A 21,248-nucleotide genomic window follows, 5' to 3' on the forward strand; every position below is an offset into this window, starting at 1 on the left:
GTTTGCCCCACCGGGCACCGGGTAGCGATCGGAGTCGGGTGATCGACGGTCAGCGGGGGGCACGATGAGCGAGGGCCGGTCGTCGACGCCGGTGCAGGACACCGGGTACGACGGCCGGCGTCGCTGGCGCGCGCTGAGCGTCGGCCTGATCGCGGCGTTCATGACGCTGCTGGACGTCAGCATCGTCAACGTCGCGGTGCCGTCGATCGATCGTGCGCTGCACGCCACGCCGAGCGACCTGCAGTGGGTGCTGTCCGGGTACGCGCTGACGTTCGGCCTGGTGCTGGTGCCGGCCGGGCGGTTCGGCGACGCGCGCGGGCGGCGTACCGCGTTCGTGGTCGGCGTCGGCCTGTTCACGCTGACCAGCGCGCTGGCCGGGCTGGCCCGCTCGCCGGAGTGGCTGGTCGTCGCCCGGCTCGTCCAGGGTGCCGCCGCCGGTGTGGTGAACCCCCAGGTCAGCGGCATGATTCAGGAGCTGTTCCGGGGCTCCGACCGGGGCCGGGCGTTCGGGCTTCTGGGCGCGACGATCGGTATCTCCACCGCCGTGGGTCCGCTGCTCGGCGGTCTGCTCATCCAGCTCGGCGGCGCCGAGCACGGCTGGCGGTGGGTGTTCTTCGTGAACATCCCGGTCGGGATCGTGGCGATGCTGCTCGGCTGGCGGCTGATGCCGTCCCGGCCGACGAATCCGGCCGGACGGGGCCGGCTCGATCCGCTCGGGGTCCTGCTGCTCGGCGCCGGGGTGACGGTGATCCTGCTGCCGCTGGTGCAGCGGGAGCAGTGGCGGGGCCCGGGCAAGTGGCTGCTGATCCCCGTCGGCCTGCTGCTGCTCGCCGGATTCGCGCTCTGGGAGCACCGGTACGGCCGGCGCGCCCAGCCGCTGTTCGACCTGCGGCTGTTCACGGTGCGCTCGTACACGCTCGGCGCGCTGATCGGCCTGATCTACTTCGCCGGGTTCACCGCGATCTTCTTCATCTTCACGCTCTACCTCCAGATGGGGCTCGGCTACAGCGCGCTCGTGGCCGGTCTGGCGATCACGCCGTTCGCGCTCGGTTCGGCGCTCGCCTCCGCGCTCGGCGGCCGGGTGGTCACCCGGTACGGCCGTCCGCTGGTGGCGATCGGGCTGGTGGCCGTGGTGGCCGGGCTGATCGCCACCGACCTGGTGCTGGCCGGCGGGCCGCACGAGAACGTGCCGCTGCGGACCGCGCTGCCGTTGCTCGTCGCCGGGCTGGGCAGCGGCCTGGTGATCGCGCCGAACCAGACGCTCACGCTGTCCGAGGTGCCGGTGCCGATGGCCGGCAGCGGCGCGGGCATGCTCCAGACCGGGCAGCGCATCGGGTCGGCCGCGGGCATCGCCGCGGTGGGCGCGCTGTTCTTCTCGACGCTGGCGCAGGACCGCGGCGACTGGGGTGCGGCGTTCCGCCACTCACTGCTGCTCGCCGCCGGGATAATCGTGCTGGCGCTCGGCGCCGCCGTGGCGGACATCGCGCTCGGTCACCGGCGCTCCGCGGGCCGCTCCTGATCGGCGGCGGGCAGCAGCACTGTGGTGAGCAGCCGCCGGGTGCGGCCGGGCCCGGGGCCGCGCGCCGCGTACTCGGCGAACAGTTCGCGGAACCGGGTGACGAACTCGGCGGTCTCGGCGTCGGTGGCGTGGAACGCGTTCTGCCGGTAGCCGGCCACGTCGCGGGCCAGGTCGGGGTCGCCGCGGTCGAGGTAGACGTCGAAGTCGGCGAGCAGGCCCGCGACGAAGGTGAGGAACGCCTGCCGGTGCCGTTGCGGGCTCATGGCCCGGGCCTCGTCCGGGTCCACCGACGCGGCTGCCTCGACAAGCCGGTAGCTGCGCTCGGTCGCGCCGCGGGCCCGCCGCTCCCCCACCGTGTGCAGCACGCCGTGGTCGGCGAGCGTGGCGACCTGCCGGTAGAGCGTGGCCGGTGGCACGTCGCTCAGCGCGGCGCGCAGGTCGGTGGTGGTGAGCGTTCGGCCGCCCAGGAACGCCTGGACGATGCGCAGCCGGACCGGGTGCAGCAGCAGCTCCACGGTGTCGAGTGCCACAGCGGCTCCCCTTTTTGTTATCGCCTCCGGTAATGTTCTCACTGACGATAACAGAAGCGAGGAGTCCGCCGATGGCCACCATCGACATCACCGCCGACCGCATCGACGTCCGGCTCACCACCGCCGAGAAGATCTGGGCCCTGCGCGGTGACCTGTCGTTCCCCCGATCCGCCGTCAGCGGCGCCGTCGTCGTACCGGACGGTGCCCGCGCCACCCGCGGCATCCGGGCGCCCGGCCTCGGCGTGCCCCGCACGCGCAACGTCGGCACCTGGCGCGGCAGGGCCGGCAAGGAGTTCGTCAGCGTCCGCGGCGGGCAGCCGGCCGTCCGCATCACCCTCACCGGCCAGGCGTACGACTCCCTGCTCATCGGCACCGACGACGCCGACGCCCTGGCCGCGGCGGTGCTGCCGTGACGATCGACAGTCCGCTCGCCGTCGAGTCGGCCGGGCAGCGGCTGTCCGGCACGCTCACGCTGCCCGACGGCGCCGGTCCGCACCCGGCGGCGCTGCTGCTGCCCGGCTCCGGGCCGATCAACCGCGACGGCGACCACCGCCGCCTGCCGCTCGGCATCCAGCGGCACCTGGCCGCCGCGCTGAGCGGGGCCGGGATCGCTGTCGCCCGGTACGACAGGCGGGGCGTCGGCGAGAGCAGCGGCGAGTTCCTGCGTACCGGCTTCCACGACAACGTCGACGACGCGGCAGCGGTGTTCGCGGCGCTGCGCGACGACCCGGCCGTGGACGCCGGGCGGATGTTCCTGGTCGGGCACAGCGAGGGCGCGCTCACCGCTGTCGCGCTCGCCGCGCGTGGCGTACCGGTGGCCGGTCTGGTCCTGCTCTCCGCGCCCGGGCGTACCGGCGCCGAGGTGCTGCGCCGGCAGGCCGGGCGGCTGCTGCCCACCCTGCCCGCGCCGGTACGCCTGGTGTTCCGGCTCACCCGCACCGACCTGGTGGCGAAGGTGGCCCGCAACCACGAGAAGATCCTCGCCACCGACAAGGACGTGGCGTGGGTCGGCGGGCAGCGGCTCAACGCCCGCTGGTTCCGGGAGTTCCTGCGCTACGACCCCCGCCCGGACCTGGCCCGGATCGACGCCCCGATCCTCGCGCTCACCGGCGACAAGGACCTCCAGACCGACCCGGCCGACCTGCCGGTCATCGCCGCCCACGCCGGCGGGCCGGTGCAGACCGGGGTCCTGCCGGACGTCACCCACGTGCTGCGCCGCCAACCAGGTCCGCCGTCGCTGCGGGCGTACCGGGAGGAGGCGAAGCAGCCGCTGGACCCGTCGGTGGTCGAGCCGGTGCTGTCGTGGCTCGCCGCGCACAGCGGCTGAGAGCACGCGAAAGGCCGGCACCCGGGTCGGGTACCGGCCTTTCGTCGGGTCTTACTTGTTCCAGTGCTCGGCGACGATCTCGGCGGCCTGCTTCTCCCACTGCGCGTACGCGTCGGGGTAGGCGCTGACCTGCACGGTCTGCGCGGCCTCGGTCAGCGGCATGTCCTGCCAGCCGTCGACCTGCTTGAGGCCCTTGAGGAACGCCAGCGTCGAGTACTCGGGGTCGGTGATCTGCTCCGGCGTACCCCAGCCGCTGGACGGCCGCTGCTGGAACAGGCCCAGCGAGTCGTGGTCGTTGCGGTCACCCAGGTGACCCAGGTTCTCCAGCTTCGACTCCTGCAGCGCGGTGGCGATCGAGACGACCGCGGCGCGCTCGGGCATGCCCGCCTTCTTGGTGGCCGCGATGATGGCCTTGGCGTTGGCGAGCTGCTCGTCGTTGAGGTCCACGTGCGACTGCTCGCCCTGCGGGCTCACGCCCCGGACCGCGACGGCGGCCGGCTTGGTGGTCTCCGCCGCGTGGGCGGCGACCGGGCCGGCGAACACGCCACCGGTGAAGGCGAGACCGGCGATACCGAGGATGCTCTTGCGCAGGATCGTGTTCATGGTGGGCTCCGTTCGGGGGTCGACGCATCCGGGGGCGGATGCGTGGGCACCGTCAGGCGCTCAAGGGGATCTCGGGGGTTCGGCAGCGCGGGGCGTGCCGGGTGCATCTGCAACGACCGGCCACCCGGGGTTGTTCCCCCGGGGGCGCTCGGCGGCGCCGCTGCGGTCGCGTACCGGGTTACAACGCCACCCACCCGCCCCCGATTCCGCACGCGCGGTGCCGCCCACCACACCCGAACCGGACACCGCCACCCACCGGCCCGCCCGCCCCGCCCTCGCCCCGGCTCTGCCCCCTCGATCTTGGAGTTGCGGCGCCCAGGATGTCCCGTATCCGAGGTATGCGAGGCACCACAACTCCAAGATCGGCGGGGAGGTCGTTCCCACGCGAGAACGGCCGGCCCCACGAAAGGGCCGGCCGTTCTTCTACGGGTGTCGGGTCACCAGACCTGCTGGACGATGTCCGCGGCCTGCTCCTCCCACTGCGCGTACGCGTACGGGTAGGCGGACACCTGGACGGTCTGCGCGGCGGTGGTCAGCGGCAGCTCGTGCCAGCCGCCGACGTTCTTCAGCGCGTTGAAGAACGCCTTGCTGGAGTACTCCGGGTCGGTGATCTGCTCGGACGTGCCCCAACCGGACGACGGGCGCTGCTGGAACAGGCCCTCCGAGTCGTGGTCGTTGTACGCGCCGAGGTGACCCAGGTTGTACAGCTTCGACTCCTGCAGCGAGGTCGCGACGCCGATCACGGCGCCCCGCTCCCCCACGCCGGTCTCCTTGGCCGCCTCGACGATGGCCTTGGCGTTGTCGAGCTGCGCGTCGTCGAGCGGGATGCGCGACTGCGCGCCCTCGACGCCGTGTGGCACGAGCTTCTCCTTGGCCGGCCGGTCGGCCCGGGTCGGCACCTTGTCCAGGCCGGTGGTCTGGCCGGGCTTGACCGCCTCGGTGGAGGTCTTCTTGCCGGTCGCCAGGTCGATGGCGGCCTTGGCGCCGGCGTGCGGCCCGCTGGTCACCGGCGCGGCCACTGCGACGGGGCCGACGGCCAGCCCGCCCAGAACTGCCACACCCGCCACGCTCAGCGCGGCACGGCGGTTACGGGTGACAGCGGCGGTCTTCGCGACGGCGGTCTTCGCGATGGCGGGGAGCCATCGAGTGAAGTGCTGCTTCACGATGGTTGCCCTTTCGATCGTTACGACGCGCTCCGGGGTGAGCGCCCCTCGAGGGACTACCGCCGGGTAGGTGTTTGGGTTCCGGCGGTACGGGGGACACAACGAGCCCGCCGTGTCGGTCATTCCGGAAATGCCGGGCACGGCGAAGGCTGCGGTCCACGTCACCCGCGATTCCGGACAAGCACGCCGTTCAGCAGGCAGAGCGGGATGATCAGGCCGGACCGCCGAACCGGACCAACACGTGCCAGAGCTGTTTCAGGTGCTGCAGCGTCACCGCGGCCGGTCCCCGGTCGGCCAAGCGCTGCGGCTCGCGTACCACCGAGGCTGCGGCCCGGCCGACGAGCGCCGCGTGCAGCGGCTCCCCCGGGCGGGCGAACTCGGCGTGCACGCGCGCGGCGAGCGGCGGGATGTCCGGGCCCCGGAACTCGGCGTCCACGGCGTCGACCGGCAGCACGAAGCCGGGGTGGAACCGCAGCGCCAGGCCGTGCCGAGCGGCGATCCCCGCCAGGCGCCGTCCGGAGTCGCTGCCCCGGAACGACGGGTCGACCACGAGCGCCTCGACGTCGCGGGCCAGGCTGATCTCGCCGTGCACCTGCGCCTCGATGTAGTCGTCGAGCGCCCGGCCGACCCGCCCGGACTCCCGTTCCCGGCGGCGCAGCAGCGTCCGCAGCAGTGTGCCGGTGTCCATGCCCGCCACGCCCAGGGCGACGCCGGTGCCGGCGGTGGCGGTCAGAAGCGCCGCGAACACCGGCTCGAAGACGTCGACGGTGCCGAACTCGGTGGGCTCGAGGTGGCTGTCACCGAAGCTGAACGTGGCCCGGGCCAGCACCTCCGGGCGCAGCCGCAGATGGCAGGACCCGAAGCGGGGGCACGCGCCGTCGGCGTGGTCGAGCAGGTTCAGGCCGCCGTACTTCGGGCGCTGCGCCGGCGGCACGCCGGGACGCTGGTACGCGCCGCCGAACATCGCCTGCTCCCACACGTCCCGGTCGCCACCCGGGTACGCGGTCAGGCCGCCGTTGGAGATGCCGGTCTCGAACTGGCTGCGGTAGACGCCCTCCTCCTCGAGGGCCTCGACCACTGTGCGGCCGTCGCGCAGGACCCGGTCGGGGTGGAAGTTCAGCGTCAGGCGCCCGTACCCGGTGATCGCGGCGACGACCTCCTCGTACCGGTAGGTGGTGCCGGAGGCGGCGAGGTGGCGGGCGATGACGGCGAGCGCGGCGGGGCGGTCGCGCAGCGCGACGTCGCGGACGTGGCGCAGCGCGGCGGACTGGGCGTCGGTGAGGGTGGCGACGGGCACGGGCCCGAGTATCACGGGTCGCGCCGCCGCGCGGCCACACGGTTTCCGGGCCGGGCCGGGACGCGCGAGCGGGCCCGGACCGGATCACTCCGGCCGGGCCCGCTCGGGCGTACGGTCCTCAGTGGCCCCGGGCGATCCACTCGTCCAGGTGCGGCGCCTCGGCCCCGATCGTGGTGTCGTCGCCGTGCCCGGTGTGCACCACCGTCTCCGGCGGCAGCGTGAGCAGCCGGGTACGGATCGACTCGACGATGGTGCCGAAGTCGCTGTACGACCGACCGGTGGCGCCCGGTCCCCCGGCGAACAGGGTGTCGCCGGTGAAGACCGCGCCCAGGTCGGGGGCGTGGAGGCTGCAAGCGCCGGGGCTGTGACCGGGCGTGTGCAGCACCCGCAGCGTGGTGCCTCCGACGCTGATCGTCTGCCCGTCGGTCAGCTCGCCGTCCGGTGCCGTGTCCGGGTGCACCATGTCCCACAGCACCCGGTCGGCCGGGTGCAGCAGCACCGGCGCGCCGGTGGCCCGGGCCAGCTCGGGCGCGACCCGGACGTGGTCGTCGTGGGCGTGGGTGGCCACGATCGCGACCACCCGCCGGTCGCCGATCACCTCACGGATGGCGGCCACGTCGTGCGGCGCGTCGAGGACGACGCACTCGGCGTCGTCACCGACCACCCAGACGTTGTTGTCCACGTCGAACGTCTGGCCGTCCAGCGAGAACGTGCCGGAGGTGACGGCGTGATCGACGCGGGCGGTCACGGGAAGACCACCACCGAGCGCAGCACGTCGCCGTGGTGCATCCGGGCGAATGCCTCCTCGACCTGGTCGAGGGCGATCTCCTCGGTGACGAACGCGTCCAGGTCCAGCCGGCCCTGCCGGTACAGCTCGGTCAGCATCGGGAAGTCGCGGCTGGGCAGGCAGTCGCCGTACCAGCTGGACTTGAGCGCGCCGCCGCGGCCGAAGACGTCCAGCAGCGGCAGGTCGACTGTCATCTCCGGGGTCGGCACGCCGACCAGCACGACGGTGCCGGCCAGGTCGCGCGCGTAGAACGCCTGCTTCCAGGTCTCCGGGCGGCCGACCGCGTCGATCACCACGTCGGCGCCGAAGCCGCCGGTGGCCGCGCGGATGGCCTCCACCGCGTCGTCCTCGGAGGCGTTGACGGTGTGGGTGGCGCCGAACTTGCGCGCCCAGTCGAGCTTGCGGGAGTCGGTGTCCACCGCGATGATCGTGGTCGCGCCGGCCAGGGCCGCGCCGGCCACCGCCGCGTCACCGACACCACCGCAGCCGATCACCGCGACCGAGTCGCCCCGGGTCACGTTGCCGGTGTTCATGGCCGCGCCGAGACCGGCCATCACGCCGCAGCCGAGCAGGCCGACCGCCGCCGGCCGGGCCGACGGGTCGACCTTCGTGCACTGCCCGGCGTGGACGAGCGTCTTCTCGGCGAAGGCGCCGATGCCGAGCGCCGGGGTCAGCTCGGTGCCGTCGGTGAGCGTCATCTTCTGCTTCGCGTTGTGGGTGGCGAAGCAGTACCACGGTCGGCCGCGCCGGCAGGCCCGGCACTGCCCGCAGACCGCGCGCCAGTTGAGCACCACGAAGTCGCCGGGCGCCACGTCGGTGACGCCGTCACCCACCTGCTCCACGATGCCGGCGGCCTCGTGGCCGAGCAGGAACGGGTAGTCGTCGTTGATGCCGCCCTCGCGGTAGTGCAGGTCGGTGTGGCAGACGCCGCACGACTGGATGCGGACCACCGCCTCGCCCGGCCCCGGGTCCGGCACCACGATGGTGGTGACCTCCACGGGCGCGCCCTTGCGCCGCGACACGACTCCCCGGACTTCCTGGCTCACAGTGCCTCCCTTGTTGCGTGCTTCTGCACCCCGAACCTACCGCTGATCATGACCCGCGAACCAATGAAGCCCGGCGGATTGTCCTGGTCATGACCGGGTACCCGGTGTGCCGGTTCTACCAGGTGGGACGGGAGTGATCATGAGGCTGTCGCATGCGCCGCTGCGGGTCGCCATCGGCGCGTACATCCTGAACTCCGGGCTGGGCAAGCGGGGCCTGGAGGGTGAGGCCGCCGCGGGCATGCACGGCATGGCGGCCGGCGCGATGCCGCAGTTGCGGCAGATCCCGCCGGACCGGTTCGCGGTGCTGCTGTCGCGGGGCGAGGTCGCGCTCGGCGCGGCGCTGCTCGCCCCGTTCGTGCCTTCGCTGCTGGCCGGGGCCGCGCTCACCGCGTTCGGCGCCGGCCTGGTGCAGCTCTACCTGAAGACGCCGGGTATGCGTGAGGGCAGCAGCCTCCGGCCGAGTCAGGAGGGCATCGGCCTGGCCAAGGACGTGTGGCTGGTCGGCGCGGGGCTGACCCTGGTGCTCGACTCGCTGGTGCGGCACCGGCCCTGAGCGGCCGCGCCGACGCCGCGCCCGGCTGCCCGCGTACTCAGGCCGCCGCCGGCACCGCGGCGGCGGCCCGCTCGTCGGCGAGCCGGCGACGGGCGGCGTTGCGGTAGCGCAGCACCTGCGCCGCGCCGAGCGCCCAGAGCAGGAACTGGACGGCGAACGCCCAGCGGAACGCGGACAGCGGCGGCGCGTCGTACCCAGCGGGGGTGGCCAAGTCGAGCACCACGCCGACGCCCAGGATCAGCACGATCGAGGCGACGAAACCGCCGACGTTGACGATGCCGGTGGCACTGCCGATGCGGTGCACCGGGTTGAACGACCGGGCGTAGTCGAACCCGATCATCGAACCGGGGCCGTTCACCGCCAGCACCACCACGAGCGCCACCAGCAGCCAGTGCGGCGCGCGGCCGGGCCAGGCGAGCACCACCGCCCACATCCCGGCGGTGGCGGCGGTGATCGCGAAGACCAGCACCGAGCGGTGGAACGGGTAGCGGCCGCACAGGTGCGCGAGCACCGGCCCGCACACGAGCGTCACCATCGTCATCACGGTGAGCAGCCCGGCCGCCGCGGTGGGCGAGAAGCCCTGTCCCTGCACCAGGAACGGGTAGCCCCACAGCAGCGCGAACACCGCGCCGGAGAACTGCGTGACGAAGTGCGTCCACAGGCCCAGCCGGGTGCCCGGCTCGGCCCAGGCCTCGGCGAGCCGGCGGCGTACGGTGGCCAGGTCGGGGGCGAGCGCGGTGGCGTGCTCGGCGTGCGGGGTGTCGCGGACCGCGACGAGGACCAGCAGCACCACCGTCGCGCCGAGCGCGGCGGCGGTCAGGAACGCCGGGGTCCAGCCCGCGCGGTGCAGCAGCAGCACCAGGGGTACCGCGCCGAGCACCGCACCGAGCTGGCCGACGGTGCCGGTGAGCTGCACCAGCAGCGGGTTGCGGCGGCCGGGGAACCAGAACGCGACGATGCGCAGCACGCTGATGAAGGTCATGGCGTCACCGAGGCCGACCAGCACCCGCGCGGCGACCGCGGCCGGTACGTCGGTGGCGACGGCGAACAGGAGCTGTCCGGCCACCATCAGCGCGCCGCCGGCCAGCAGCAGCCGGCGCGAGCCGTAGCGGTCCAGCAGCACGCCGACCGGCACCTGCATGGCGGCGTAGACGGCGAGCTGGGCGACGGAGAACGTGGCGAGCGCCGCGGCGTTGATGTGGAAGCGGTCCGCCGCGTCGACCCCCGTCACGCCGAGGGAGCTGCGGTGGAACACAGCCGTCAGATAGGCGGTGACGGCCACCGCGTACACCAGGGCGGCGGGGCGGCGACCCGCGTTCACCGCAGCGTCCCGAGCATCCGCGCGGCGGTGTCGATGTGCGCGGCGACCGCGTCGTGCCACGCCTGCGGGTCGTCGCCGTCGAGCGCGGCGAGCTGACCGGCGTGCTCGGCGAGGGCGACCTCGGCCCAGCCTGGCGAGAGCCGGAAGCTGGCCTCACCCATCCGCAGCTGCCTGTCGCGCAGCCGGTGGTACAGCTCCGCCAGGATCTCGTTGCCGGCCGCCTCGACCACCGCGGCGTGGAACGAGCGGTCGGCGGCCATCAGGGTGGTGATGTCACCGGCGGCGTGCGCGCGGCGCATCTCGTCCAGCCAGCGGGCCAGGTCGGCGCGCAGCTCGGCGCGGCGCGGCCAGACCCGGTCGGCGGCGTGCAGTTCGACCAGGCGGCGGGCCTCGATGACGTCGGCGATCTCCCGGGCCGACACCGGCCGGATCAGCGCGCCGCGTTTCGGGTAGAGCCGGACCAGCCCTTCGGTCTCCAGCCGCAGCAGCGCCTCCCGGACCGGGGTGCGGGACACCCCAGTCGCCTCGGCGATCTCGCCCTCGCTGACGAGCTGGCCACCCGGGTAGACCTGTTCGAGGATCGCCTGCTTGAGGTGCCGGTACGCCCGCTCGGCGGCGGACGGCGCGATCCGGCTGGGATGCGTCATGTATCTAAGCTTGCTCCCCGGGCTCCCCGGGCGGTCCGGCGCGGGCCGGGACAGTGGCGCGGGCCACGGTCAGGCCCACAGCTCCCGCAGCAGCGCCTCCACCTCGGCAGTCCGCTCGATCTGCGGCATGTGCCCGGTGTCGCGGAACAGGTGGCTGCGCGCGTGCGGCAGCCGGGTGCGGGCGTACGCCAGGTGCGCGGCGGGAAGGATGAGGTCGCGCTCGCCCCAGACGAGCAGGGTGGGCAAGTCGAGCGCGGCCACCGCGTCGAGCAGGTCGGTGCGCCACTGCGGGCGTACCCCACGCCAGGTGCCCAGGTCGCGGACCAGCTCCAGCATCACCCGGGCCGCGTGCGGCTGCCCGGCCACCGCGAGCGCGACGGCGAGCCGCTCCTCGGTGACGTACGCCGGGTCGTGGAAGATGGCCCGCTCGGTCCGTCGGATGATCCTCGGATCGGGGCGCAGCAGCAGCCGGGCCAGCGGGCGTACCGCCAGCAGCCGCAGCGCCACAGTCACCTCGCGGCCGAAGCCGGCGCTGTTGAGCAACGCCAGGCTGGCGACGCGCTGCGGCGCGTCGGCGGCCAGCCGCATCGCCACCGCCCCGCCGAGGGAGTTGCCGACCAGGTGCGCCGGGCCGGTCACCCCGGCTGAGTCCAGGAAGCCGGCCACCGCGGCGGCCAGCGCCGGAAGCGTGTGCGGGCCGTCCAGCGGCGCGGAGCCGCCGTGCCCGGGCAGGTCCACCGCGAGCACCAGGTGGTCGCGCGCCAGCGCCGTGTGCAGGGCGGTGAAGTCGTCGAGGGTACGGCCGATGCCGTGCAGCAGCACCACGGGCGGCCCGTCGCCGCTGATCCGGCAGCGCACGCGCCGGCCGTCGACGGTGCGCTCGCCGGCCGGGGGCAGGACGAGCGTCACGCCCGGCGTCCGGGCTCCGGCGCGGTCTCCTCGACGGTCCGGGGAGACGGAACCGGCACGGCGGCGTCGGGCGCCCCGGCGGCGGGCCGGGCCGGGACGGCGGGCGGCGTTTGGGGTGCGGCGCCGGGGCGGGCGGGGCGCTGCCGCATGCCCAGGGCCAGCACCCTGCCGTATCCGGCCGGCGCGACGCGGGCGAGCAGGTCGGGCAGCTTCGCCGACCAGCCGATCAGCACCCGGCCGCGGCGTCGCTGCGCGCCGCGCAGGATCACCTCGGCGGCGGTGGCCGGGTCGATGGTGAGCAGCTTCTCGAACTGCTTGCGCCCGGCCTCGTACTCCTCCCGGGAGACGCCGCTGCCCACGCGGGCGCTGGCCGCGATCCGGGTGCGGATGCCGCCCGGGTGCACCGAGGTGACACCGATGCCGTCGTCGACGAGTTCGTGCCGTAGCGCCTCGGTGAAGCCGCGTACGGCGAACTTGCTCGCCGCGTACGCGGCCTGCCCGGCGGGGGCGATCAGCCCGAACAGGCTGGACACGTTCACCAGGTGGGCGCCGGGTTCGGCCTTGAGCGCGGGCAGCAGCGCGTGGGTCAGGCGGACCACCGCCCGGAAGTTGATCTCGATGACCCAGAGGAACTCCTCCACTGTGACCTGGTCGAAGCGCCCGCCCAGCGCCACACCGGCGTTGTTGATCAGCAGCCGGATCCGGGGGTGCGCGCGGTGGATCTCGGCGGCGACCCGGTCGGTGGCGTCGGCGTCGGCCAGGTCGACCACGTGGGTCTCCACCCGCCGGTCCGGATACGCGGCCCGGATCGCGGCGACGGTGGCGGCCAGGCCGTCGGCGTCCCGGTCGAGCAGCACCAGGTCGGCGCCGCGCCGGGCCAGCCCGCGGGCCAGCGCCGCGCCGATGCCGCTCGCCGCGCCGGTGAGCACCGCCGTGCCGCCGGGGAGGACGAGGTCACGCATCGGTTCCTCCCGAGGTGGTGGCCGCGGTGGCGGGTACGCCGGCGCGGTCGAACCGGACGCCGTCGGTGAGCGGGCCGTGCCGCATCAGGCGTACGTCGCGGGGATAGTTCTGGTGCAGCCGCCACGGCGCCTGCGGTCCCTGCTTGGGCAGCTGGTCGACGGCGCGGAGCACGTAGCCGGACTGCAGGTCGATGATCGGCACCAGGTCGTCGGTGTCCGGGGCGAGCGGTGTGACGATCTGCCGGCCGGTGTCGTCGAGGTGGCGCAGCAGCCGGCAGACGTACGTGGCGACGAGGTCGGCCTTCAGCGTCCAGGAGGCGTTCGTGTAGCCGATGGTCATGGCGAAGTTCGGCACGCCGGACAGCATCATGCCCTTGTAGGCCACCGTCGAGGCGAGGTCGACCTCGGCGCCGTCCACGGCGAGGGTCATGCCGCCGAGCGCGAGCAGGTTGAGACCGGTGGCGGTGACCACCACGTCGGCGGGCAGTTCCTCGCCGGAGGCGAGCCGGATGCCCCGCTCGGTGAACGTGTCGATGGTGTCGGTGACCACCGACGCACGCCCGGCGCTCAGCGCGGCGAACAGGTCCCCGTCCGGCACCACGCAGAGCCGCTGGTCCCACGGGTTGTAGCGGGGTGAGAAGTGCCTGTCGACGTCGTACCCGGACGGGAGCCGGCCCTTCGCGGCCCGGCGCAGGAACCGCTTCACCACGCCGGGGGCGCGACGGCTGAGCTGGAAGTTCGCCACGCCGAGCGTGACGTTCTTCCACCGGGCCACCGCGTACGCGGCCTTCGGGGGCAGCCAGCGCCGCGCGGCGTCGGCGAACGGGTCGCGCGAGGGCAGCGCGATCACGTACGTGGGTGAGCGCTGGAGCATGGTGACGTGGGCGGCCCGCTCGGCCATGGCCGGGACCAGCGTGACAGCCGTGGCGCCGCTGCCGATCACCACGACCCGCTTGCCGGTGTAGTCCAGGTGCTCGGGCCAGTGCTGCGGGTGCACGAGCGTGCCGGCGTACTTCTCGATGCCGGGGAACCGCGGCGTGTAGCCGGAGTCGTAGCGGTAGTAGCCGGAGTTGGTGAACAGGAACCCGCAGGTGAGGGTGACGTCCTCGCCGGTGTCGTCGCGGTGGGCGTGCACCGTCCAGCGCGCGGTGGCGCTGTCCCACTCGGCGCGCACCGCCCGGTGGTGGAAGCGGATGTGCCGTTCCACGTCGTACTCCCGGGCGGTCTGGCGCACGTACGCCCGGATGGAGTCGCCGTCGGCGATGGCCTTCGGGTCGGTCCACGGCTTGAACGAGTAGCCGAGGGTGTACATGTCGGAGTCGGAGCGGATGCCCGGGTAGCGGAACAGGTCCCAGGTGCCGCCGATGGCGCCCCGGGCCTCCAGTACCGCGTAGGTCTTGCCGGGGCATTCGCGTCCGAGGTGGACGGCGGCGCCGATGCCGGACAGGCCGGCCCCGACGATGAGGACGTCGACGTGGTCTGCGGCCATCGGTTTCTCCCGTTCGCACCGGCGGTGGACCGGACACTATCCATCGCCGTCGACCGCAGTCAACACCGTGTCGAGTCGAATCGACACGGTGTCGAGCGGGTGTAGCATCTGCCGACATGACTACCGCCCGTACGCCGACCGGCGCCGCGCCGACGCGCGGGCGGCGGGCCGGCCGGTCCACCGGCGACGACCGGGAGACCGCGATCCTGGCCACGGCCGAGCGGTTGCTGGCCGAGCGTCCCTTCGCCGACATCTCCATCGACGACCTGGCGCGTGGCGCGGGGATCTCCCGGCCCACGTTCTACTTCTACTTCCCGTCCAAGGACGCGGTGCTGCTCACGCTGCTCGACCGGGTCACCGAAGAGGCCGACGCCGCCGCCGGTGGCGTGTTCGAGCGGCTCGCCGAGGATCCACGCGCCCACTGGCGGGAGCTGATCGCCCGGTTCCACGCCACGTTCGGCGGGCACCGTGACGTGGTGCTGGCCTGCGCCCAGGTGCGCGGCACCAACGCCGAGGTGCGGCGGCTCTGGGCCGAGGTGCTGGAACGCTGGGTCCGCGCGGTGCAGGCCGCGATCGAGACCGAACGCGCCCGCGGCGCGGCCCCGGACGGGCTGCCCGCCCGGGACCTCGCCATCGCGCTGAACTCGATGAACGAGCGCGTCTGGTACGCCACGTTCGCCGGGGACGGCCCGGCGGTGGCCGAGCGGGACGTGGTGGACGTGCTGCTCGACGTGTGGCTCACCGCGATCTACCGGACCACCACGCCGCCGGTCATGCCGTCCGGCGGAACTCCATGATCCAGTTGGTCTCCCAGGTGCGCTCCCCGTCGGTGGAGAACGCCTGTTCCCAGCGGCAGGAGCCGGCGGTGATCGCCGACCAGAGGAACCGGCAGCGCACCGGCCGCCCCTCGTCGGTGTCGTCGGCGTGGAACTCGCCGATGCCGTCGGTGAACCGGCCCACCACCGGCGGCTGCTCCAGCACGCCCCGCGCGCTGTGCATCCAGTAGATCGACCACAGCCCGGTCGACGGGTTCAGGATGCGTACCGAGGAGCCGGAGAAGCCCCGGCTGGGGCAGCGCATCTCGTCGAAGCTGCCGGCGCCGTCGAAGAACGAGTGGGCCTCGCTGACACCGGCGAACTCGTCCCAGTCGTCGCCGCCGACGTGGCGCTGCCGCAGGCGCCGGTTTGTCACGTCCCAGGTGCCGACGAGGAAGTCGAAGTCGCCCATCAGAATCCCACCGGCCCTTCGGGCCTGGCGTCGGCCAGGTAGCCGGCCAGGTCCGGCCGGTCCGGCGCGAGCACGTGCCGGATCCAGGCGGTGCGCTCGTGTTCCAGCACGCCCAGTTCCCAGACGCATCCGACGCCGGGGCGGGTCAGGTCGACGAAGTGCGCCGGGTCGTCGTCCGGGCAGTCCAGCGCGGGCTGCCCGGCGATCGCGATGCGGCACTCGACCACGTTGTCGAAGAACCAGCTGTACGCCAGCAGGTACGCGCCGCTGTCCGCGCCCCGGTGCAGCACCACCCAGCTCGCCGGCGGGGTGGCGCCGTCGGGACCGGGCAGCAGCTTGGGAAGGTACGCGTACGCGGCGTCGACCACCCGCGGTTCGAGGCGGCGGTCCGGCTGGTCCATGTGGTAGCGCTTGACGTGCCGGCCGGCCACCTCGACGGCCCCCGGCACTGTGAGCTCCTTGTCGTGAAAAGCCATGTGGGCACGCTAGGACCGCTCCCCTGACAGCTAGTGTCAGTGGAATGCGGGCCAGTCGACTTCTGTCCATCCTCCTGCTCCTCCAGGCGCACGGCCGGCTCACCGCCGCCGACCTGGCCGCCCGCCTCCAGGTGTCGGCGCGCACCGTCTACCGGGACGTCGAGGCGCTGCACGCCGCGGGCATCCCGCTGTACGGCGAGGCCGGACACGACGGCGGCTACCGGCTCGTGGAGGGCTGGCGGACCCGGCTGACCGGGCTGACCGCCGAGGAGGCCGACCGGCTGCTCTTCGCCGGGCTCCCCGGACCGGCGGCCGAGCTGGGCTACCAGTCGGTCGTCACCGCCGTCCAGCTCAAGCTGCGCGCCGCGCTACCAGCGCCGCTGGCCGACCGGGCGGCCCGGCTGGAGCAGCGGTTCCACCTGGACACGCCGGGCTGGTACTCCGACGGCGACCCGTCGCCGTACCTGGCCGAGGCCGCCGAGGCGGTGTGGCGGCAGCACCGGGTCCGGGTGCGCTACCGGGGCTGGCGGGGCGAGACGACCCGGGTCCTCGAACCGTACGGGCTGGTGCTCAAGGGCGGCCGCTGGTACCTGGTCGCCGCCCGGCCGGACCGCGCCGACCCGGCCACCTACCGGGTCAACCAGATCCTCGACCTGACCCCGCTGGACGAGCCGTTCGAGCGGCCCGAGTTCGACCTGCCGGCCTGGTGGCGGGCGCACGTGGTGGAGTTCCGGGCCGGGCTGCACCGCGACGAGGCGCGCATCCGGCTGTCGCCGCGCGGCTTCGCCCGGCTGCGCGAGGTCGGCAGCGACGTGGTGGTGGCCGCCGCCGAGGCGAGCGCCGGCCCGCCCGACGCCACCGGCTGGGTGCACGCGGTCATCCCGATCGAGTCGCTCACCCACGCACACGGCGACCTGCTCCGGCTCGGCGCCGACGTGGAGGTCCTCTCCCCCGCGCCGCTGCGCGCCCGCCTGGCCGAGACCGCCACCGTCCTGGCCACCCTCTACCACCCGCCCACCCCGCCCCTCCGTTGATGATCAAGGACTTCGTGTCCTTCGAGGAGATCGACTCGGACACGAACTCCTTGATCACCGGGGCGGGGTGAGGGTGCGGAGGGCCTCGGCCACCGTGGAGAGGGCTCGGTCGAGGTCGAAGGGCGGGGTCGCCGCGTAGCCGAGGACCAGGCCGGGTGGCTGCGGGCGCTGGCCGTGCCAGGACAGCGGGTGGACCTTCACGCCGCGGCGCAGCGCCGCCGCCGCGAGCGCCCGGTCGTCGACGTCGCCGGACAGGGTGACCATCAGGTGCAGCCCGGCCGCCGCGCCGTGCACCACCGCCCCGGGCAGGTACGCGCGAACCGCGCGGATCATCGCGTCCCGGCGGCGTACGTGCCGGTGCCGCAGCAGCCGCAGGTGCCGTTCCAGCGCCCCGGACTCCATCAGCTCGGCCAGCACGAGCTGCGCCAGCGCCGCGTTGCCGAGGTCGGCCGCCCGCTTCGCGGCCACCGTGTCGGCGTGCAGCGCGGGCGGCACCAGCAGCCACCCGATCCGCAGCGCCGGCGCGAGCAGCTTCGAGATGCTGCCGACGTAGCAGACCCGGTCCGGCGCCATGCCGCGCAGCGCCGGCACCGGCGGACGGTCGTAGCGGTGCTCGGCGTCGTAGTCGTCCTCCACCACCAGGCCGCCGTCGCGCGCCCACCGCAGCAGCCGCCGGCGCCGGTCGCCGTCGAGCACCACCCCGGTCGGGAACTGGTGCGCCGGGGTGAGCAGCACGGCGGGCGCGCCGGACCGCTCCAGCTCGTCGACGCGCAGGCCCCTGTCGTCCACCGGGACCGGCGGTGTCGCCAGCCCGGAATAGGCCAGGTGCTGCCGTACGCCGAGCGAGCCCGGGTCCTCCACCGCGACGGTGTGCGTACCCCGATCGCGCAGCACCCGCGCGAGCAGGCCGAGCGCCTGGGACACCCCGGCCACGATCACCACCTCGGCCGGGTCGGCGCGGACGCCCCGGCTGCGGGCCAGCCAGTTCGCCACCGCCGACCGCAGCGCGGGCGCGCCCGCCGGGTCGCCGTAGGCGAGCGCGGCGGGCGTCATCCGGTGCAGCACGGCCCGTTCGGCCCGCAGCCAGGCCGCGCGGGGAAAGGCCGCCAGATCGGGTACGCCGGGAGTCAGGTCCACCTCGGCGGGTACGGCGCGCAGCTCGTCGAAGGCGTCGAGTCCGGGCCGGCCGGCGAACACCTCCGCCGCTCTCCTGGGCCGGGGCGGCCGGGTGACCACGGCGGCCGGTGAGGCGACCACCACCGTGCCGGCCCGGCCGCGCCCGGCCACCTGCCCGTCCTCGGCCAGCCGCTGGTACGCCTCGGTCACCACGCCCCGGGAGACACCCAGCTCGGCGGCGAGCACCCGGCTGGCCGGCAGGCGGGTGCCCACCGGCGCCCGGCCGTCGGCGATGGCCGATCGCAGCCGGGCGGCCAGCCAGTCCGCGCGGCCGCCTGGGGGCGCCTCGCCGACGTCGAGCTGGAGGAAGTCCGCACCGGCCGTTTTGGACTTCTCGATGACGACAGCTTTGGCCCTGTCCATCGGACCATTATGGTCACAGGCTGGACCTTATGACAGTCGCCTTCCTGCTGACCTCGCTCGTCGTCGCGATCACGCCGGGCACCGGGGTGATGCACACGCTCGCCAACGCCGTGACCGGCGGACGCCGGGCCGGGCTGGCCGCTGCCGCCGGCGGCACGCTCAGCCTCGTCCCGCACGTGATCGCCGCGGTGACCGGCCTGGCCGCCCTGCTGCGCACCGGCACGCCCGCGTTCCGCGTGGTGACCTGGCTGGGTGTGGCGTACCTGCTCTGGATGGCCTGGTCGGCGCTGCGCGACCGGGGCACGCTCACCGTCGGCGGCGACCGGCCCCCACGTCCGACGTCAGCGGTGTTCCGGGACGGGGTGCTGCTGAACCTGCTGAACCCGAAGGTGACGGTGTTCTTCGTGGCGCTGCTGCCGCAGTTCGTACCGCCGGACGCGCCCGCCGCCACCGTGCGCATGCTCGCCTGCGGCCTGGTGTTCATGGCTGTCACGCTGCTGGTGTTCGCCGGGTACGCCCTCCTGGCCGGCGCGCTGCGCCGCCGGGTGCTGTCCCGGCCCCGGCTGACCGGGCTGCTGCGGCACGCCTTCGCCGGCAGCTTCCTCGTCCTGGGCCTCGGCCTCGCGTTCACCGCCTGACCCGTACTCGCTCGCCCGTAGAAGGAGTCTTTCCCGTGCGCTTCCGGCACTCCCCCGAGATCTGGTCGGCCTATCCGGAGCTGACCTGCGGCGTCCTGCACGCCGGCGGCGTCACGCCGGACGTCGACGTCACACCACTGTCCGCCGGGCATCTCGGCGCCGCCCGGGACCGGCTCGCCGCCGGGCCGGAGGGTGGCTTCCCGGAGATCCAGGCGTGGCGCCGCGCGTTCGCCCGGATGGGTTGCCCGCCGACCCGCTACCGCTGCGCGGCCGAGTCACTGCTGCGCCGGTTGCGGCGCGACGGCGACCTGCCCCGGCTGCACCCGCTCGTGGACCTCGGCAACGCGCTCTCGGTCCGGTACGCGGTCCCGGTCGCCGTGCTCGACCTGGCCGGGATCGACGGCGACCTGACCGTCCGCGCGGCCGACGGCACCGAGTCCTACCTGGGCCTCGGCGGGGAGTCCGAGCAGCCCGCGTCCGGCGAGGTGATCTTCGCCGACCAGGGCGGGAACGCGCACGCCCGGCGCTGGTGCCACCGGCAGAGCGGCACGTCGGCGGTACGGGCCGGCACCGCCGAGGTGCTTATCGTGGTCGAGGCGATGCACGACGGGGCGGCGCCGACCGTACGCCTGATGCTGGACGAGCTGGCGGCGGCCCTGGACGAGCTGTGGCGCGTGCCGTCGCGGACGGCGCTGCTCACCGCTGACGCGCCCGAGTTGGCCGTGCCGGTCCGGACGGGCTGACCCGCCCTCGTAAGCGACGGCCGGTCGCGCGGCGTGCCGCCGGTGCGCAGGTTCCGGGCGTCCGGCGACGACGCCGGCAGGTGCCCGGCTCGTCGTCAGGCGTCGGGGGCGTCGGTGCGGTCGCGCGCCATCAGCTCGTCGAACTCGGCCGGGGTGATCTCGCCGGTGCGCAGCCGCCGGGCGTTGGCGGCGAACCGGGCGATCGCCGCGCCGCGCGGATCCGGCTCGGTCAGCACACCGGCGTCGGCGGTCAGGGCGCTCGCGGCACCCGCCACGTCGTGCGGATCGGCCAGGTCGACCGGCTCGCCGTGCAGCTCGCGCAGCGCGTCGGCGAGGCGCGCGTCGGCGGCGTCGCCGGTGCCCCACCAACGCCGGGCGAGATCGGCGGTGCGGCCGAGCGAATCCTCGCCCACCCGTTCGGCGCCCATCTCGGCACGCATCATGCGCAGGAAGCGGACTGTCACGGCATCGGAGTCATCGGCGATCACGCCCGTACCCTAGCGAGCGGGTCCGACGAAACCGCCGGGTGAGCCGGGGTCGTCCGGCCGGTTGAGGTGGCCGCCCGCGGGTAGTGCGCGGACATGCCCGAACGATACGAGGACTACGACCGCGTCGCGATCGTCACCGGCGCGGACTCCGGCATCGGCAAGGCGTGCGCGGTGGCGCTCGCCGAGACCGGTTACGACATCGGCGTCACCTGGTACGGCGACGCCGCGGGCGCCGGCCGCACCGCCACCGAGGTGCGTGCCACCGGCCGCCGTTGCGAGACCGTCGAGCTGGACCTGACCCGGCTCCCCGAGGCGGCGGCGGTCGTCGACGAGCTGGCCGACCGGCTCGGCGGCCTGGGCGTGCTCGTCAACAACGCCGGTACCGGCCTGTCCGAGCCGTTCGTGGACGTGAGCTGGGCGAAGTGGCGCGAGGTGCTGGCGGTCGACCTGGACGGCCCGTTCCTGTGCTCGCAGCGGGCCGCCCGGCGCATGCGCGCGGCCGGACGGGGCGGCCGGATCATCAACATCACCAGCGTGCACGAGCACGCGCCCCGGGTCGGCTCGTCGGCGTACTGCGCGGCGAAGGGCGGGCTCGGCCTGCTCACGAAGGTGATGGCGCAGGAACTGGCGGCCGACGGGATCACCGTCAACGCGGTCGCGCCGGGTGAGATCGCCACGCCGATGACCGGGCAGGAGGACGTCGACCCGTTCACGCAGGACCGGCCCGGCGTGCCGGTGGGACGTCCCGGTGACGCCCGGGAGGTGGCGGCGGTGGTGGCGATGCTCGCCTCGCCGGCTGCGGCGTACGTGACGGGCGCGTCGTGGGCGGTGGACGGTGGGATGCTGGTGATGGGGCCGCAGGCGTCTGCGCTGCCTTCTGATTCGTGGCGTTCCGTCTAGGCGGTCAGCCCGGCGCGGGGGCAGCGGGCGGCCCGGCCCGTCACTACGGT

At 74.2% G+C, this 21,248-nt stretch carries 24 protein-coding genes; 9 read left to right on the forward strand and 15 right to left on the reverse strand.

The genetic code is table 11. From position 1 onward, the window contains the following. Positions 1-64 precede the first annotated feature (64 nt). Positions 65-1,519, forward strand: a complete 1,455-nt coding sequence (locus O7546_RS14820; protein WP_194803485.1) for an MFS transporter — start codon at positions 65-67, stop codon at positions 1,517-1,519. Here O7546_RS14820 and O7546_RS14825 read toward each other — a convergent pair. Continuing rightward, positions 1,492-2,049, reverse strand: coding sequence for a helix-turn-helix domain-containing protein (locus O7546_RS14825; RefSeq protein WP_194803484.1), 558 nt, complete (start codon positions 2,047-2,049; stop codon positions 1,492-1,494). The two genes, O7546_RS14820 and O7546_RS14825, sit on opposite strands and share 28 nt — an antisense overlap. A gap of 71 nt (positions 2,050-2,120) precedes the next feature. On the opposite strand from O7546_RS14825, the gene O7546_RS14830 reads away from it, so the two are divergent. After that, positions 2,121-2,462: a hypothetical protein gene (locus O7546_RS14830; protein ID WP_194803483.1), complete on the forward strand. Its 342-nt coding sequence runs from the start codon at positions 2,121-2,123 to the stop codon at positions 2,460-2,462. Then, positions 2,459-3,376, forward strand: coding sequence for an alpha/beta fold hydrolase (locus O7546_RS14835; RefSeq protein WP_194803482.1), 918 nt, complete (start codon positions 2,459-2,461; stop codon positions 3,374-3,376). Before O7546_RS14830 ends, O7546_RS14835 begins: the two co-directional genes overlap by 4 nt. Positions 3,377-3,427: 51 nt before the next feature. On the opposite strand, the gene O7546_RS14840 is transcribed toward O7546_RS14835, so the two are convergent. From O7546_RS14840 to O7546_RS14860, 5 genes are all read right to left on the reverse strand, one after another. Then, positions 3,428-3,979, reverse strand: a complete 552-nt coding sequence (locus O7546_RS14840) for a hypothetical protein (protein ID WP_194803481.1) — start codon at positions 3,977-3,979, stop codon at positions 3,428-3,430. Positions 3,980-4,416: 437 nt separating this feature from the next. Beyond that, positions 4,417-5,142, reverse strand: a complete 726-nt coding sequence (locus O7546_RS14845) for a hypothetical protein (protein ID WP_030275023.1) — start codon at positions 5,140-5,142, stop codon at positions 4,417-4,419. 211 nt (positions 5,143-5,353) lie between these two features. Further along, positions 5,354-6,454, reverse strand: coding sequence for a DUF3626 domain-containing protein (locus tag O7546_RS14850; RefSeq protein ID WP_281601098.1), 1,101 nt, complete (start codon positions 6,452-6,454; stop codon positions 5,354-5,356). Between the two features lie 103 nt (positions 6,455-6,557). Beyond that, positions 6,558-7,187: an MBL fold metallo-hydrolase gene (locus O7546_RS14855; protein ID WP_194803479.1), complete on the reverse strand. Its 630-nt coding sequence runs from the start codon at positions 7,185-7,187 to the stop codon at positions 6,558-6,560. Continuing rightward, on the reverse strand, positions 7,184-8,272 hold the full coding sequence (locus O7546_RS14860) for an S-(hydroxymethyl)mycothiol dehydrogenase (RefSeq protein WP_194803478.1): 1,089 nt from the start codon (positions 8,270-8,272) through the stop codon (positions 7,184-7,186). The genes O7546_RS14855 and O7546_RS14860 overlap by 4 nt, the downstream gene beginning before the upstream one ends. Positions 8,273-8,411: 139 nt before the next feature. On the opposite strand from O7546_RS14860, the gene O7546_RS14865 reads away from it, so the two are divergent. Next, a complete protein-coding gene (locus O7546_RS14865) occupies positions 8,412-8,825 on the forward strand; it encodes a hypothetical protein (protein WP_013476735.1) in 414 nt (137 codons plus the stop codon). A 37-nt stretch (positions 8,826-8,862) separates the two neighbouring features. Here the strand turns inward: O7546_RS14865 and O7546_RS14870 are convergent, their stop codons facing one another. From O7546_RS14870 to O7546_RS14890, 5 genes are all read right to left on the reverse strand, one after another. Beyond that, positions 8,863-10,146, reverse strand: a complete 1,284-nt coding sequence (locus O7546_RS14870) for an MFS transporter (RefSeq protein WP_194803477.1) — start codon at positions 10,144-10,146, stop codon at positions 8,863-8,865. Beyond that, complete coding sequence (locus O7546_RS14875) at positions 10,143-10,793, reverse strand: GntR family transcriptional regulator (protein WP_281601099.1); 651 nt, start codon at positions 10,791-10,793, stop codon at positions 10,143-10,145. The genes O7546_RS14870 and O7546_RS14875 overlap by 4 nt, the downstream gene beginning before the upstream one ends. Before the next feature lie 69 nt (positions 10,794-10,862). Beyond that, entirely contained in the window at positions 10,863-11,702 is an 840-nt protein-coding gene (locus O7546_RS14880) for an alpha/beta fold hydrolase (protein WP_281601100.1), read from the reverse strand. Then, positions 11,699-12,664 carry an SDR family NAD(P)-dependent oxidoreductase gene (locus O7546_RS14885; RefSeq protein ID WP_269697021.1) on the reverse strand — a complete coding sequence of 322 codons (966 nt, stop codon included), beginning with the start codon at positions 12,662-12,664 and terminating at the stop codon, positions 11,699-11,701. The genes O7546_RS14880 and O7546_RS14885 overlap by 4 nt, the downstream gene beginning before the upstream one ends. Continuing rightward, positions 12,657-14,153, reverse strand: coding sequence for an NAD(P)/FAD-dependent oxidoreductase (locus O7546_RS14890; protein WP_281601101.1), 1,497 nt, complete (start codon positions 14,151-14,153; stop codon positions 12,657-12,659). Before O7546_RS14890 ends, O7546_RS14885 begins: the two co-directional genes overlap by 8 nt. A gap of 116 nt (positions 14,154-14,269) precedes the next feature. Between O7546_RS14890 and O7546_RS14895 the strand changes: the two genes are divergently transcribed. Then, a complete protein-coding gene (locus tag O7546_RS14895) occupies positions 14,270-14,950 on the forward strand; it encodes a TetR/AcrR family transcriptional regulator (protein ID WP_194803472.1) in 681 nt (226 codons plus the stop codon). Here O7546_RS14895 and O7546_RS14900 read toward each other — a convergent pair. Continuing rightward, on the reverse strand, positions 14,925-15,380 hold the full coding sequence (locus tag O7546_RS14900) for a hypothetical protein (protein WP_269697023.1): 456 nt from the start codon (positions 15,378-15,380) through the stop codon (positions 14,925-14,927). The genes O7546_RS14895 and O7546_RS14900 overlap by 26 nt on opposite strands. Beyond that, the gene (locus O7546_RS14905) at positions 15,380-15,856 is read right to left on the reverse strand and encodes a hypothetical protein (RefSeq protein WP_269697024.1); all 477 of its coding nucleotides are present in this window, start codon (positions 15,854-15,856) and stop codon (positions 15,380-15,382) included. The genes O7546_RS14900 and O7546_RS14905 overlap by 1 nt, the downstream gene beginning before the upstream one ends. A 44-nt stretch (positions 15,857-15,900) precedes the next feature. Here O7546_RS14905 and O7546_RS14910 point away from each other — a divergent pair, with 44 nt between their 5' ends. Next, complete coding sequence (locus O7546_RS14910; RefSeq protein ID WP_281601102.1) at positions 15,901-16,890, forward strand: transcriptional regulator; 990 nt, start codon at positions 15,901-15,903, stop codon at positions 16,888-16,890. A gap of 54 nt (positions 16,891-16,944) precedes the next feature. Here the strand turns inward: O7546_RS14910 and O7546_RS14915 are convergent, their stop codons facing one another. After that, entirely contained in the window at positions 16,945-18,429 is a 1,485-nt protein-coding gene (locus O7546_RS14915; RefSeq protein ID WP_194803468.1) for a PLP-dependent aminotransferase family protein, read from the reverse strand. A gap of 29 nt (positions 18,430-18,458) precedes the next feature. On the opposite strand from O7546_RS14915, the gene O7546_RS14920 reads away from it, so the two are divergent. Beyond that, on the forward strand, positions 18,459-19,067 hold the full coding sequence (locus tag O7546_RS14920; protein ID WP_281601103.1) for a LysE family translocator: 609 nt from the start codon (positions 18,459-18,461) through the stop codon (positions 19,065-19,067). Positions 19,068-19,102: 35 nt separating this feature from the next. Next, entirely contained in the window at positions 19,103-19,810 is a 708-nt protein-coding gene (locus O7546_RS14925; RefSeq protein WP_269697026.1) for a phenylalanine--tRNA ligase beta subunit-related protein, read from the forward strand. 95 nt (positions 19,811-19,905) lie between these two features. Here the strand turns inward: O7546_RS14925 and O7546_RS14930 are convergent, their stop codons facing one another. Continuing rightward, positions 19,906-20,298: a hypothetical protein gene (locus O7546_RS14930; protein WP_269697027.1), complete on the reverse strand. Its 393-nt coding sequence runs from the start codon at positions 20,296-20,298 to the stop codon at positions 19,906-19,908. Between the two features lie 93 nt (positions 20,299-20,391). On the opposite strand from O7546_RS14930, the gene O7546_RS14935 reads away from it, so the two are divergent. Continuing rightward, positions 20,392-21,198: an SDR family oxidoreductase gene (locus O7546_RS14935; RefSeq protein ID WP_269697028.1), complete on the forward strand. Its 807-nt coding sequence runs from the start codon at positions 20,392-20,394 to the stop codon at positions 21,196-21,198. Positions 21,199-21,248: the final 50 nt, after the last annotated feature.

It is taken from the genome of Micromonospora sp. WMMA1976 (genome assembly GCF_027497335.1).
In the GTDB taxonomy this organism is placed as follows: Bacteria; Actinomycetota; Actinomycetes; order Mycobacteriales; family Micromonosporaceae; genus Micromonospora; species Micromonospora aurantiaca.